The sequence below is a fragment of the Streptomyces eurocidicus genome (assembly GCF_002891295.1).
Lineage (GTDB): Bacteria > Actinomycetota > Actinomycetes > Streptomycetales > Streptomycetaceae > Streptomyces > Streptomyces eurocidicus.
In genome coordinates this window covers 39,221-52,257 of the sequence record NZ_LGUI01000008.1, presented here as the reverse complement: position 1 = coordinate 52,257, position 13,037 = coordinate 39,221, and the positions used below count along the sequence as shown (strand labels likewise).

At 70.2% G+C, this 13,037-nt stretch carries 14 protein-coding genes; 5 read left to right on the top strand and 9 right to left on the bottom strand.

What is annotated here, in order from left to right:
- The first annotated feature begins 153 nt into the window (after nt 1-153).
- On the top strand, nt 154-765 hold the full coding sequence (locus AF335_RS22290) for a hypothetical protein (protein WP_102920242.1): 612 nt from the start codon (nt 154-156) through the stop codon (nt 763-765).
- 90 nt (nt 766-855) lie between these two features.
- On the opposite strand, the gene AF335_RS22285 is transcribed toward AF335_RS22290, so the two are convergent.
- The 5 genes from AF335_RS22285 to AF335_RS22265 all read right to left on the bottom strand — a co-directional run bounded on the left by AF335_RS22285 (nt 856) and on the right by AF335_RS22265 (nt 5,521).
- On the bottom strand, nt 856-1,491 hold the full coding sequence (locus AF335_RS22285) for a TetR/AcrR family transcriptional regulator (RefSeq protein WP_102920241.1): 636 nt from the start codon (nt 1,489-1,491) through the stop codon (nt 856-858).
- A 219-nt stretch (nt 1,492-1,710) separates the two neighbouring features.
- Nucleotides 1,711-3,039, bottom strand: a complete 1,329-nt coding sequence (locus AF335_RS22280; protein WP_102920240.1) for a dicarboxylate/amino acid:cation symporter — start codon at nt 3,037-3,039, stop codon at nt 1,711-1,713.
- A 407-nt stretch (nt 3,040-3,446) separates the two neighbouring features.
- On the bottom strand, nt 3,447-3,734 hold the full coding sequence (locus AF335_RS22275; protein ID WP_102920492.1) for a DUF4229 domain-containing protein: 288 nt from the start codon (nt 3,732-3,734) through the stop codon (nt 3,447-3,449).
- Nucleotides 3,735-3,811: 77 nt separating this feature from the next.
- Nucleotides 3,812-4,975: an aminofutalosine synthase MqnE gene (mqnE, locus tag AF335_RS22270; protein ID WP_087927491.1), complete on the bottom strand. Its 1,164-nt coding sequence runs from the start codon at nt 4,973-4,975 to the stop codon at nt 3,812-3,814.
- 90 nt (nt 4,976-5,065) lie between these two features.
- Nucleotides 5,066-5,521 (bottom strand): Lrp/AsnC family transcriptional regulator, encoded by a 456-nt coding sequence (locus AF335_RS22265; protein WP_087927490.1) that lies wholly within the window; start codon nt 5,519-5,521, stop codon nt 5,066-5,068.
- 132 nt (nt 5,522-5,653) lie between these two features.
- Here AF335_RS22265 and AF335_RS34780 point away from each other — a divergent pair, with 132 nt between their 5' ends.
- The gene (locus AF335_RS34780) at nt 5,654-5,800 is read left to right on the top strand and encodes a hypothetical protein (RefSeq protein WP_170127783.1); all 147 of its coding nucleotides are present in this window, start codon (nt 5,654-5,656) and stop codon (nt 5,798-5,800) included.
- Nucleotides 5,801-5,803: 3 nt separating this feature from the next.
- On the opposite strand, the gene AF335_RS22260 is transcribed toward AF335_RS34780, so the two are convergent.
- Nucleotides 5,804-6,460: a UbiX family flavin prenyltransferase gene (locus AF335_RS22260; protein WP_376697884.1), complete on the bottom strand. Its 657-nt coding sequence runs from the start codon at nt 6,458-6,460 to the stop codon at nt 5,804-5,806.
- 238 nt (nt 6,461-6,698) lie between these two features.
- Here AF335_RS22260 and AF335_RS22255 point away from each other — a divergent pair, with 238 nt between their 5' ends.
- Nucleotides 6,699-7,763 (top strand): hypothetical protein, encoded by a 1,065-nt coding sequence (locus AF335_RS22255; RefSeq protein ID WP_102920238.1) that lies wholly within the window; start codon nt 6,699-6,701, stop codon nt 7,761-7,763.
- Between the two features lie 84 nt (nt 7,764-7,847).
- Here the strand turns inward: AF335_RS22255 and mqnP are convergent, their stop codons facing one another.
- Together mqnP and AF335_RS22245 are read right to left on the bottom strand one after the other, a co-directional pair.
- Complete coding sequence (mqnP, locus tag AF335_RS22250) at nt 7,848-8,768, bottom strand: menaquinone biosynthesis prenyltransferase MqnP (protein ID WP_102920237.1); 921 nt, start codon at nt 8,766-8,768, stop codon at nt 7,848-7,850.
- 70 nt (nt 8,769-8,838) lie between these two features.
- The gene (locus tag AF335_RS22245; RefSeq protein WP_102920236.1) at nt 8,839-10,296 is read right to left on the bottom strand and encodes a menaquinone biosynthesis decarboxylase; all 1,458 of its coding nucleotides are present in this window, start codon (nt 10,294-10,296) and stop codon (nt 8,839-8,841) included.
- 86 nt (nt 10,297-10,382) lie between these two features.
- Here AF335_RS22245 and AF335_RS22240 point away from each other — a divergent pair, with 86 nt between their 5' ends.
- Together AF335_RS22240 and AF335_RS22235 are read left to right on the top strand one after the other, a co-directional pair.
- A complete protein-coding gene (locus AF335_RS22240; RefSeq protein WP_102920235.1) occupies nt 10,383-10,706 on the top strand; it encodes a PLD nuclease N-terminal domain-containing protein in 324 nt (107 codons plus the stop codon).
- 247 nt (nt 10,707-10,953) lie between these two features.
- The gene (locus AF335_RS22235; protein WP_102920234.1) at nt 10,954-12,381 is read left to right on the top strand and encodes an alkaline phosphatase family protein; all 1,428 of its coding nucleotides are present in this window, start codon (nt 10,954-10,956) and stop codon (nt 12,379-12,381) included.
- 124 nt (nt 12,382-12,505) lie between these two features.
- Here the strand turns inward: AF335_RS22235 and AF335_RS22230 are convergent, their stop codons facing one another.
- Entirely contained in the window at nt 12,506-13,030 is a 525-nt protein-coding gene (locus tag AF335_RS22230) for an SRPBCC domain-containing protein (RefSeq protein ID WP_102920233.1), read from the bottom strand.
- Nucleotides 13,031-13,037: the final 7 nt, after the last annotated feature.

Genomic DNA, 13,037 nt, shown 5'->3' with positions numbered 1-13,037 from the left:
CAGGCTGACAACCCGGCCCTGACCTAGTCCTTACGACCCACCCCGCTCTGCCCTTTTTACCGATACGTGTACCGATGTGCCCGAAATAACTTTTGTGGTGTCGGGCCGCCGCACAGGCGGCACACACGGACTCCGTAAGGAGAGCAGAGCCCCATGAACACCACCACTCGCACCGCACTCCGCACCGCCGTAGCCACCACCGTCCTCGCCGGCGTGGTGGCGGTACCCACCGCGGCGTTCGCCACCGACGGGAGCCCGGCACCGGCCCCGGCGGGCGGCAGCGGGCAGCCGGCGGGGCGGACCGTCGACATCGGCGGCGGCATGGAGGCCGAGATCAAGAACGGCAAGGCGTATCTGAAGGAGATCGGCACCGGGAAGGTCTTCGCGGTGCTCTCCAAGGGCCAGAGCTACACCGACGGGATCTACGTCCACTTCGACGGCACGCATGTGACCGCCAGGACCCAGGGCGGCGACGACAAAAAGGACGGCAAGACGGACGACAAGAAGAAGGACCGGGGCGGGAGCGGCGACGCGGCCAAGGGCACCGCGGCCCCCGTGCGGCGCGACGCGAAGGGCGACGCGAAGGGCGACGCGAAGACCGACGGCAGCAAGAAGCTGCCCAAGGGCGGCGTCGCGGCGGGCGAGGCCCCCGCGTCCCACTCGGACACCGACCCCGGCCTCGTCGGCGGGGCGCTCGCCGCGGCCGGTGTCCTCGGCGGCGCGGGACTGCTCGCCGCCCGGCGCCGCAAGGGCGCCGAGGGCTGAGGCCCGAGGGGTGGCCCGGCCGCGGGCGGCGGGGAGCGGCCGGGCCGGGGAGGCCGAGGGGCGGCGGACCGGTGTCGGGCCGGCCTCCGGCTACGGCCGGGCCGGCGCCCAGCGCCGCCCGTTCGCCAGGTTCTCCAGCCCCGCCCACGCGAGGTTCATCAGCGTCTCGGCGGCCTCCCGGTCGGAGTGCCCGGGGCCGCCGGACCCCGTGCGCGCGTTCGACCACCCGGCCAGCGATTCCGCCGCGCCGACCAGCGCGTGGGCGAGGCCCGAGACCTCCTCGCCGGGCAGGGGCTTCACGCAGCCGCCGTCGCGGGCGGTGTCGGCGATCAGCTGGGTGACCACGTCGACGAGCCGCTGCCGCAGCGCGGCCACCTCCAGCGCGAACGGCTCCCCGTGGCTGCGGGCCTGGCAGTACAGGACCGCCCAGCCGTCGGGGTGGGCGGCGGTGTGGGCGAAGAAGCCGCGCAGCCCGTGCCACAGCCGCCGGTCGGCGGGGGCGGCCGGATCGGCGGCCGCCCGGACGGCGGCGATCAGGGCCTCGGCCTCGCGCCGTATGCAGGCGCTGAAGAGGTCTTCCTTCGAGTTCAGATACAGATAGACGAGCGGCTTCGAGGCCCCCGCCAGCTCGGCGATCTCGTCCATCGACGCCGTGCGGTAGCCCCGGCGCGCGAAGACCTCCACGGCCGCGTCGACCATCTGGCGCTCGCGCACCTCGCGCGGCATGCGCTTGATCCTGGGCTTGGGCCTGGGCCTGGGCTTCGCCGTCATCCCGGCCTCAGCAGCGTCAGTTCGTGCAGCATTCACGACAAACGTCCCTCCGCCCCCGCTACATTACCGGCAGGTAATGTTACGGGGAGGAGGGACGCCCGGGAGTGAGGTTCAGGCCGAACCGGCCCGACCGCAAGATTCAGGCCAGCCCGTACCGGAGGTACCGAAGGCCCGTCAGGCCGCCGCGGCGGCCGGGACCGGCTCCGTGCCCGGGACCGGCTCCAGCGGGGACGCGGTCGCCGCGTCGTACGCCTTGCGGTCCAGGATGCCCTCGCGGGCCGAGACCAGGATCGGGACGACGGACTGGCCGGCCACGTTGGTCGCGGTGCGCATCATGTCCACGATCGGGTCGATGGCCAGCAGCAGGCCCACGCCCGCCATCGGCAGGCCCAGCGTGGAGAGCGTCAGGGTCAGCATCACCGTGGCGCCGGTCAGACCGGCGGTGGCGGCGGAGCCGATGACGGAGACGAAGGCGATCAGGACGTAGTCCCGGATCTCCAGGTTCACGTCGAAGACCTGCGCGACGAAGATCGCGGCGATCGCCGGGTAGATCGAGGCGCAGCCGTCCATCTTGGTCGTGGAGCCGAAGGGCACCGCGAAGGAGGCGTACTCCTTCGGGACGCCGAGGCGCTCGGTGACCTTCTGCGTCAGCGGCATCGTGCCGACGGAGGAGCGGGAGACGAAGGCCAGCTGGATGGCGGGCCAGGCGCCCTTGAAGAACTGCAGCGGGTTCACCTTGGCGACCGTGGCCAGCAGCAGCGGGTAGACGCCGAACATCACGATGGCGCAGCCGACGTAGATGTCCGCGGTGAAGGTCGCGTACTTGCCGATCAGGTCCCAGCCGTAGGTGGCGATGGCCGTGCCGACCAGGCCCAGGCTGCCCAGCGGGGCGAGCCGGATGACCCACCACAGGACCTTCTGGAGCAGCTCCAGGGCGGCCTGGCTGAGGTCGAGGACGGGCTTGGCCTTGTCGCCGACCTGGAGGATGGCGATGCCCGCGGCGGCGGCCATGAAGACGATCTGGAGGACGTTCAGCTCGGTGAACGGCGTGATGACGTCGGTGGGGACGATCCCGGTGAGGAAGTCCAGCCACGAGCCGTGCTTCTTGGGCTCCTTGCCGTCGGCCGCGGTAAGGCCGGTGCCCGAACCCGGGTCGGTGAGCAGGCCGATCGCGAGACCGATGACCACCGCGATCAGCGAGGTGATCATGAACCACATCAGGGTGCGGGTGGCCAGCCGGGCGGCGTTGGAGACGTTCCGCAGATTGGTGATCGACACCATGATGGCGAAGAAGACCAGTGGCGCGATCACGACCATCAGCAGCTGGACGAAGATGCTGCCGATCTTGTCGAGGGTGACCTCCAGCCAGTGGACGTCACCGCTCTTGGCGGCCCAGCCGAGCAGGGCGCCGAGCACCAGGCCGAGCAGGATCTGGGCCCAGAACGGGACCTTGGGTATGCGCCCGCGCAGGGACGCCGGGGAGGACGTGGGCGTAGATGGCAACGGAAACTCCGGGGGGTACCGCCCAGCGTCGGCTGGGGGATCAAGTCAGGAAAAGGGCGTAACGCGCCAGTGAGGAGGTCCGTACTCACCCGGCTCTCGCCGGGAGGTGCCCCCAAGGTTCTGGCCGCGGGCGACATAGGTCAGCGGCGGCAACAGGCCGCGGAGACGCAGCGGCAAAGATCGACGTGCAGGCGCGCCACGAGCACGTGGCTCGTGAGGGATCGCTGCGCTGCTGCTGTCTTCATGTCCAATACGTTAACACTCGAACTTTGAGGGACTCAAAGCTCTTCTTTGGGCAGATGTGGACTCCTGGGGTCCGGAACGGCCCGGCAGGCGCCGGAAAACGCCGAAGCCCCGCCGTGGAGCGGTGACTCCAGGGCGGGGCGGCGAAGCGGTTGTGACGAGGGTTACACCCCGTCCTCCTGGCCGGCGGTGGCGGCCATCCGGGCCTTCGCGCGGTCGACGCGCTCCACGATCTGCTCGGACATGGCGTCACGCTGCTTGCGCAGCAGGACCCAGCTGAGCGGCGCGGAGAGGATCAGCGCGAGCAGCACCATCCAGACGAGGTTCGAGTTGTTCGCGCCGAGCGGCACGACGTGCAGGTAGCAGAGCACCCACACGACGGCGAAGCACGCGGCGAGCAGGGCGACACGCGAGGCGGTGTAGCGGAGCGAGGCGAACTTCTTGCTGCTCACGGACGGGACCTTCTTCTCAACGGCAACCGAAAGGGTCACTACGGACGGCTCCAGTCAAGCACGACCGGGGCCACCGGTCACACCCGCATCGCCTGGGGCGATTCGCGCAGGGAGGCGTCCGGGCCCGGGTACTCGCGGATGATCTCGTAGCGCGTGTTGCGCTCGACCGGCCGGAAGCCCGCGTCGCGGATGAGCTCCAGCAGGTCGTCGCGGGTCAGCTTGTTCGGCGTGCCGTAGTTGTCCGCGTCGTGCGTGATCTTGTACTCGACGACCGAGCCGTCCATGTCGTCCGCGCCGTGCTGGAGGGCGAGCTGAGCGGTCTGCACGCCGTGCATCACCCAGAAGACCTTGACGTGCGGGACGTTGTCGAAGAGCAGCCGGGAGACCGCGAAGGTCTTCAGCGCCTCGGCACCGGTGGCCATCGAGGTCCGCGCCTGGAGGCGGTTGCGGACCTTACCGTCCTTCATGTCCACGAAGTCGTGCTGGTAGCGCAGCGGGATGAAGACGTGGAAGCCGCCGGTCTCGTCCTGGAGCTCACGCAGGCGCAGCACGTGGTCCACGCGGTGGCGCGGCTCCTCGATGTGGCCGTAGAGCATGGTGCAGGGGCCCTTGAGGCCCTTGCTGTGCGCGAGGCGGTGGATGCGCGACCAGTCCTCCCAGTGGGTGTCGTGGTCGACGATGTGCTGCCGGACCTCCCAGTCGAAGATCTCGGCGCCACCGCCGGTCAGGGACTCCAGACCGGCGTCGATCAGCTCGTCGAGGATCTCGTCGGCGGGCAGCCCGGAGATCTTCTCGAAGTGCTGGATCTCGGTGGCGGTGAACGCCTTCAGGGAGACGTTCGGCAGCGCCTCCTTGAGGGCCTTCAGCGAGCGCGGGTAGTACCGCCACGGCAGGGTGGGGTGCAGGCCGTTGACGATGTGCAGCTCGGTGAGGTTCTCGTTCTCCATCGCCTTGGCGAGGCGGACGGCCTCCTCGATGCGCATCGTGTACGCGTCCTTCTCGCCCGGCTTGCGCTGGAACGAGCAGTAGGCGCACGACGCGGTGCACACGTTGGTCATATTGAGGTGACGGTTGACGTTGAAGTGGACGACGTCACCGTTCTTCCGCGTGCGGACGTGGTGCGCGAGCCCGCCCAGCCACGCCAGGTCGTCGGACTCGTAGAGGGCGATGCCGTCCTCACGGGTCAGCCGTTCCCCGGCGAAGACCTTGTCCTCCAGCTCACGCTTGAGCCCAGCGTCCATTGCGTCCGCCTCTCCCATACATCCGCTTCTGCAACCTTGTCGAGCCTACGCCTAGCGCTCCGGGTTCCCCCGGCCAACCCCCCGCCCCGGTCAGACCTCCTCGGGCAGCTCCCCGACCCGGTTCTCCCACTTGGTCGACAGCACGATCGTCGTACGGGTCCGGCTCACGCCCTTGGTCCCCGACAGCCGGCGGATCGTCCGCTCCAGGCCGTCCACGTCGCCGACGCGCACCTTGAGCATGTACGAGTCGTCGCCCGCGATGAACCAGCAGTCCTCGATCTCCTCCAGGTCGCGCAGCCGCCGCGCCACGTCCTCGTGGTCGGCCGCGTCGGAGAGCTGGATGCCGATGAGCGCCGTGACGCCGAGGCCGAGCGAGGCGGCGTTGACGGTCGCGCGGTAGCCGGTGATCACCCCGGCCGCCTCCAGGCGGTTGATCCGGTCCGTGACGCTCGGCCCGGAGAGGCCCACGAGCCGGCCCAGCTCCGCGTACGAGGCCCGGCCGTTCTCCCGCAGGGCCTGGATGAGCTGCCTGTCCACCGCGTCCATAACCTGGCACCTTTCAATAATCAGCGAACTCGTCGCTTTGCATGTAGAATCTAAGGCATACAGGGGTTCACGACCTGTGAATCTCTCTTCAGATCCCTAGATCAACGACGATCCTTCAGGAGTGATCTTCCCGTGTACACGATCGAGATGGCCTACGCCCGTATGCGCGAGCTGCAGGACCTGGCCAACCGCTCGGGTGCCCACCAGCCCGCCACCGCCGAGCGCCAGGCCCCGCAGGGCAAGGCGGCGGCCCGCACCGCCCGCGCCCGCAAGCGCTGACCCTCACCCCGGGGAGCGAGCTTCACCCAGCTCCCCTCTCCACCGGCGGTAGAGCTGGTGCGGCACACCCGCCGCGTCCAGCACCCGCCCGGCGACGAAGTCCACGAGGTCCTGGATGTGCGTCGCACCCGCGTAGAACGCCGGAGAGGCGGGCAGCACCACTGCGCCCGCCTCGTCCAGCGCCACCAGCTGCTTGAGCGTCTGTCCGCTCAGCGGGGTCTCCCGCACCGCGACCACCAGGGGGCGGCGTTCCTTGAGCGTCACGCTCGCCACCCGCTGGAGCAGGTCCTTCGACAGCCCCAGCGCCACCCCGGCCACACAGGCCGTGCTCGCCGGGACGATCAGCATCCCCTTGACGGGGTACGAACCGGACGACGGACCGGCCGCGAGGTCACCGGCCGGCCAGTACCGCACGTCCGCGAGGGCCGGGTCCGCCATCTCCGCGGCGAAGGAGTGCGGCTTGCCGTCGGCGCCCCGCTCCAGCCAGCTCCGCAGGTCCTCGCGCCAGTGCGCGTCCCGGAAGGCGATCCCGGTCTCGTCCAGCAGCGTCAGCCGCGAGGCCCTGCTGACCACCAGGTCGACGGCCTCACCGGCGTCCAGCAGCCCCCGCAGCACGGCGGCCGCGTACGGCGTCCCGGACGCGCCGGAGACACCGACCACCCAAGGGCGGCGTTCCTGACGTTGCGTTACGTGTTCGTACGGCTCCACGGCTCCGAGCCTAGTCGCAGCCGCCGGGCACTCCCCGCCGCAGTCCTGGGCCGGGACCACGCCCGGAAAGTCCTTTGACATGATTATTCGGACTGTATTCAGTTGTCTTTTCCGCCGTCCCACCGGACGGCCCTCACACGGGGAGCTCATCATCCACAGGAAGCGCAAGGTTCTCGCCGCTGTCGGCTGCGTGGCCGCACTCACCGCCGGTACGGCGGCCTGCGACGGCGGGGACGCCAGCCTCAGCCCGGACGCCAAGGTCAAGCAGGCGTTCGACAAGCTCAGCAGGCAGAAGTCGCTCAGCGCCGAGATAGGTTTCGACACCAGCGCCGACAAGATCTTCACCGCGATGAAGGACCAGAAGGACTTCAAGCGGGAGCACGCCGACATGCTCGCCGATCTGCGCCTCTCCTACTCCGTGAGCTTCGACAAGCCGCTCAAGGACGTCGAGGCCGACGACGAGAACGGCGAGGGGTCGTTCGCGCTGGGCATGAAGGACGGCAAGCCGCTGGTCGAGGTCCGCGCGATCGGCGCCAGCAAGGTCTACCTCCGCGGTGACCTCAAGGGCATCGGCGACCTGGCCGCGAAGGTCGACAAGAAGGCCCCGGCCAAGTCCTCTAGCCGCCCCGACTTCGACGAGCTCGCCAAGAAGGCCGACACCCTCCCGTCCTCCATGGACTCCGTGAAGGGCGCCCTGAAGGGCGAGTGGGTCGGGATGGACACCAAGTCCTTCGAGGCGTTCAGCAAGGCGTCCGGCAAGTCCGAGGACAAGCCCAAGCTCGACCCGAAGGACCAGAAGCAGCTCTTCGACGCGCTGCAGAAGTCCCTCGACGGCAACGCGACCTTCAAGGACGCGGGCAAGAAGAACGGCGCCGACCACGTCAAGGTCACCGTTCCGGCGAAGAAGTTCGCCGACGACCTCAACAAGAGCCTCAAGCCGCTCCAGGACAAGCTCGGCAGCAAGGGCAAGGGCGACAAGGTCGACGGCGACCTGGACAAGCTCAAGAACAAGGACGTCACCCTCGACGTCGGCGTGCGCGACGGCATGGTCTCCACCCTGACCGTCGACATCGCGCAGCTCGACGACGAGGTCAAGGGCGAGCTCCCGCTGACCCTCGGCATCAAGGGCGGCGCGGGCAAGATCCAGGCCCCGGCCGGCGCCAAGGAGCTCAAGCCGCAGGACCTGATCGGCGCGGCCATGCTGCTCTTCAGCGACAAGATGGGCGGCGGCAAGGACTCGGGCATGGGGATCTGAACCCCCTGACCTGAGCCCCTGCGCACAGCGAAAAGGGCGGCCCGCCTCCGTGGCGGGCCGCCCTTTCGCTTGCGCGCGGGCCGGTCAGACGGTCAGGCCGCGCACCAGGAGGTCCAGCAGCGCGCACACGAAAAGGGCAATTCCGATGAACCCGTTGACGCTGAAGAATGCCCGGTTCAGGCGGGACAGGTCATGCGGCTTGACGATCGTGTGCTCATAGACGAACGCCACCGCCACCACCGCGAGGCCCACCCAGAAGAACGCCCCCGCGTCCGTGGCCAGCGCGTACCAGACCAGCAGGGCCGTGGTGACCGCGTGACAGGCGCGGGCGCCGTACAGCGCGGCCGGGACGCCGAAGCGGGCCGGCGTGGACTTCACCCCGTGCGCACGGTCGGCGATCACGTCCTGGCAGGCGAAGATCAGGTCGAAGCCGCCGATCCAGACGCCCACGGCCAGCCCGAGGATCACCGCGTCCCACGACCACGTGCCCGTGATCGCCAGCCATGCGCCGACCGGGCCCATCGCCTGGGCCAGGCCGAGGATCGCGTGCGGGAAGTCGGTGAATCGTTTCCCGTACGGGTAGACCACCATCGGCACGACGGCGATCGGGGCCAGCGCCAGGCACAGCGGGTTCAGCAGCGCGGCCGCGCCCAGGAAGACGACGACGGCGATCAGCGCGCCGGTCCAGGCCGAGCGCACCGAGACGGCGCCGGTGACCAGCTCGCGGCCCGCCGTCCGCGGGTTACGGGCGTCGATCTCCCGGTCGATGATCCGGTTGCAGGCCATCGCGAACGTCCGCAGGCCCACCATGGCGACGGTCACCAGGAGCAGCCGCGTCCAGTGGATGTCGCCGTACTCCTGGAACATCGCCGTGAACGAGGCGATGTAGGCGAAGGGCAGCGCGAAGATCGAGTGCTCGATCAGCACGAGGCGCAGGAAGGCGCGCACTTTGCCCCCGGCGGGCGCGGGCCCGGGTCCGAGGACCCCTTCGGCCGCAGAGGTCACAGCCCGCACCCCGCATCGCTCCGGCGGCGCCGGGGGAATCCCGCGCTCCCCACTGTCATCGGCCCACGGGTCACAGCCCGTACTCCTTCCAACGCTTCGTCACCCGATCGGCGACTTCCGGATCCGACTCGACCATCCGCGGCCAGCCGCCGTCCCGGGTGTAGCCCTCCTCGGGCCACTTCGCCGTGGCGTCGATGCCCGCCTTGCCGCCCCAGAACTGCTGGTACGACGCGTGGTCGAGGTGGTCGACCGGACCCTCCACGACCGTGAGGTCGCGGGCGTAGTCCGTGTTGCCCAGGGCGCGCCAGGAGACCTCGTGGAGGTCGTGGACGTCGCAGTCGCTGTCCACCACGATGATCAGCTTGGTCAGCGACATCATGTGCGCGCCCCAGATGGCGTGCATCACCTTCTGGGCGTGCTTGGGGTACTTCTTGTCGATCGAGACGATCGCGCAGTTGTGGAAGCCGCCGGACTCGGGCAGGTGGTAGTCCACGATGTCCGGGACGATGATCTTCAGCAGGGGCAGGAAGAAACGCTCCGTCGCCCGCCCGAGCGGCCCGTCCTCCGTCGGCGGCCGGCCGACCACGATCGACTGGAGCAGCGGGCGCCGCCGCATCGTCACACAGTCGATGCGCAGGGCCGGGAAGGGCTCCTGCGGGGTGTAGAAGCCGGTGTGGTCGCCGAAGGGGCCCTCCGGGAGCATCTCGCCGGGCTCCAGCCAGCCCTCGATGACGACCTCCGCGCCCGCGGGGACCTGGAGCGGCACCGTCTTGCAGTCGACCATCTCGATCCGCTTGCCGGAGAGGAAGCCCGCGAAGAGGTACTCGTCGATGTCGCCGGGGAGCGGGGCGGTCGAGGCGTAGGTGACGGCCGGGGGGCAGCCGAAGGCGATCGCGACGGGCAGCTTCTCACCGCGCTTGGCGGCCACCTGGTAGTGGTTGCGGCTGTCCTTGTGGATCTGCCAGTGCATCCCGATGGTGCGCTTGTCGTGCCGCTGGAGGCGGTAGAGGCCGAGGTTGCGGACGCCGGTCTCGGGGTGCTTGGTGTGGGTGAGGCCGAGGTTGAAGAAGGAGCCGCCGTCCTCGGGCCAGGTGAAGAGCGCCGGCAGCTGGTCGAGGTCGACGTCGTCGCCGGTGAGGACCACTTCCTGGACCGGGGCGCTGTCGGACTTCACCTTCTTCGGCGGTACGTGCACCATCGAGCCCAGCTTGCCGAACGCCTCACGGATGCCGACGAAGCCCTGCGGCAGCTCGGGCTTGAGCAGGCCGCCGATCTTCTCGCTGATCTCGTCGTAGGACTTCAGGCCGAGCGCCTTGAGCAGCCGGCGGTCGGTGCCGAAGACGTTCATGGCGAGCGGCATGGCCGCGCCCTTGACGTTCTCGAAGAGCAGCGCGGGACCACCCGCTTTGTTCACTCTGTCGACGATCTCCCCGATTTCCAGGTACGGGTCGACTTCGGCCTTGATGCGCTTGAGGTCGCCGTCGCGCTCCAGCGCCCGGAGGAACGAGCGGAGATCGTCGTAAGCCATGCGTTCCAGTATCGGGCACGGACTACCCTGGACCGGTATCGGGGCCGCCCAGCGGCCTGTACCGCCGTACCGGGGAGTCCGCCGCCATGCTCAGGTATCTGCCGTTCCTGCTGATCCTGGCGTTGTGGATCTACGCCTTCATCGACTGCCTGAACACCCCCGAGAAGGACGTCCGCGGCCTGCCGAAGATCGCCTGGGTGTTTGTCATCCTGCTCTTCGGCGAGGTGCTGATCGGGCCGGTCGCCTGGCTGATCGCGGGGCGGCCGCGGGCCGCGGCGGGCGGCCGGGGCACGGCCGGCGGGCAGCGGTGGGTCGCGCCCGACGACAACCCCGAGTTCCTCAGGTCGCTCAAGCGGGACGACGACGGCGGCGCCGGCGGCCCGCGGGGCGAGGCCCCGCCCGCGGTCTGACCGCGACCGTCCGGGGGACGGGCACCGGAGCCCCGGACGGCCGTCCGGCGTAGCCGGGCGTCCCCCGATCGGGTAGCTCCACAGCGGGCGCCGGGCCCGTCGCGCTCGGCCAGGGGCCCAACTACCGCACCTCCACAGCCATTTGGCGCAGCGTTCACGCATCCCCTCCTGCCCCCTGCACGGGCGTGCCGGAAGAGTCCTACGGGCAAGACTGAGGCCCCACGCGACTCCAGGGAGAGGGGCACGCATGCCTGACATGACCCGACGCAGACTCCTCGGCACGGCGGCGGGCGCGGTCGGCGGCGCCGCGGCACTGTCGCTGCTGCCGCCGAGCGTGCGGCGGGCCGTCGCGGCCGGACCGGCCCGCAGCGGCTCGCTGAGCGACATCGAACACGTGGTCCTGCTGATGCAGGAGAACCGCTCCTTCGACCACTACTTCGGCACCCTCAAGGGCGTCCGGGGCTTCTCCGACCCGGACGCCCTGACCCTGCCGGACGGCCGCTCCGTCTTCCACCAGCCGGACGAGCGGAACCCGGCGGGCTATCTGCTCCCGTTCCACCTCGACACCCGCCGCAGCAGCGCCCAGGCCATCCCGTCCACCAGCCACGCCTGGTCGGTGCAGCACGAGGCGTGGCACGGCGGCCGGATGGACCGCTGGATGCCCGCGCACCGCAAGGCCGACGGCGCGAACGGTCCGTACGTCATGGGCTACCACACCCGCGACGACATCCCCTTCCAGTTCGCCCTCGCCGAGGCGTTCACCCTCTGCGACAACTACTTCTGCTCGGTCTTCGGCCCCACCTGGCCCAACCGGCTCTACTGGATGACCGGCACCATCGACCCCGGCGGCACCCGGGGCGGCCCGGTCGTCGACAACCTCGCCCCCAGGCCCTACCGCTGGACCACCTACGCCGAACGGCTCCAGGCCAAGGGCGTCAGCTGGCGCGTCTACCAGCAGCAGGACAACTACGGCTGCAACATGCTGGAGCAGTTCGAGGCGTTCCAGGAGGCCAAGGCGGGCGAACCGCTGTACGAGCGGGGCATGCGCCGGCTGCCCGAGGGCACCTTCGAGGACGACGCCCGGAACGACCGGCTCCCGGCGGTGTCCTGGATCATCCCGACCGCGGCCCAGTCCGAGCACCCGAAGTACCTGCCGGCGGCGGGCGCCGACTTCGTCGCCAAGAAGATCGAGGCCATCGCCGACAACCCCGCCGTCTGGCGGAAGACCGTCTTCATCCTGAACTACGACGAGAACGACGGGCTCTTCGACCATGTGCCGCCGCCGGTGCCCCCGGCGGGCACCGCGGGCGAGTTCGTCAAGGGGCTGCCGATCGGCGGCGGCTTCCGGGTGCCGTGCCTGATCGTCTCGCCGTGGACGGTCGGTGGCTGGGCCGCCGGCGACCCCTTCGACCACACCTCCGTGCTCCGCTTCCTGGAGCGCTGGACGGGCGTCGAGGAGCCCAACATCAGCGACTGGCGGCGCTCCGCCTTCGGCGACCTGACCTCGGCCTTCGGCTTCTCCGGCGCCGGGGCGACGCCGCCCGCGCTGCCCCGGGACACGGAGGCCCGGCTCGAACAGGCGCGGTGGGACGTCGCGAATCTGCCGAAGCCGAAGCTGCCGGGGGCGGCGCAGGAGTTCCCGGTGCAGGAGGCGGGGTCGCGGCCGCGGAGGTGACCCCGGGTGGGCGGGGGGGCGGGTGCGGCAGGGGCGCCTCCGGCGGTTTTCCCCTACCCGCCCCTTCCCGTAACCGGGGCTCCGCCCCGGACCCCGGTCCTCGGGCTCCCCCAGGCGGCGCGCCCTACGACCCCCTCAGCTCGTACTCCGCCCGTAGTTTGCGCCAGCGTTCCAGCGTCCAGCCCGACCAGTCCGCGGGGCGGCCCGCCAGCGCCTCCAGCAGGTATTCGAAGTGGTGGTGCCAGCCCGCCAGGCAGTCCAGGCGGACGCTCTCGGAGCAGTTCAGCTCATTGGTGAAGTGCAGCAGCGTCCCGCCGACGCTCGACGGCGCGGGCTCCAGCTCGAAGCGGATCCGGCCGTGGGTTTCGACGGTGTACTCGGCGACCCGCTGGGGCCGCCACGCGGTCACCCGGCCGGGTGCGACCGTGGCGTGGCCCTCGGGGTCGGTGTTGAGCCAGCGCAGCGTGATCGCGCCGCCCTCACGCTGGTCGAAGGGGTCGGCGGCGGCCAGCCAGGTCGGCAGGCCCTCGGGGGTCGCGACGGCCTGCCAGACCTCCGCCACCGGGAAGGACAGCGACAGCTCGTAGCGGAGCAGGTGGTCGTCGGCGTTCCGCTTCTCCGACCTGCCGTACAGGGAGGGGATCTCCATGGGTCCA

Bases quoted from the DNA above. Each gene is read 5' to 3' on its own strand.
- AF335_RS22235 (WP_102920234.1), top strand. From the start codon at position 10,954: ATGCCTGACATGACCCGACGCAGACTCCTCGGCACGGCGGCGGGCGCG.
- AF335_RS22290 (WP_102920242.1), top strand. From the start codon at position 154: ATGAACACCACCACTCGCACCGCACTCCGCACCGCCGTAGCCACCACC.
- AF335_RS22240 (WP_102920235.1), top strand. From the start codon at position 10,383: ATGCTCAGGTATCTGCCGTTCCTGCTGATCCTGGCGTTGTGGATCTAC.
- mqnE (WP_087927491.1), bottom strand. From the start codon at position 4,975: ATGGACGCTGGGCTCAAGCGTGAGCTGGAGGACAAGGTCTTCGCCGGG.
- AF335_RS22265 (WP_087927490.1), bottom strand. From the start codon at position 5,521: ATGGACGCGGTGGACAGGCAGCTCATCCAGGCCCTGCGGGAGAACGGC.
- AF335_RS22230 (WP_102920233.1), bottom strand. From the start codon at position 13,030: ATGGAGATCCCCTCCCTGTACGGCAGGTCGGAGAAGCGGAACGCCGAC.
- AF335_RS22285 (WP_102920241.1), bottom strand. From the start codon at position 1,491: ATGCCGCGCGAGGTGCGCGAGCGCCAGATGGTCGACGCGGCCGTGGAG.
- AF335_RS22245 (WP_102920236.1), bottom strand. From the start codon at position 10,296: ATGGCTTACGACGATCTCCGCTCGTTCCTCCGGGCGCTGGAGCGCGAC.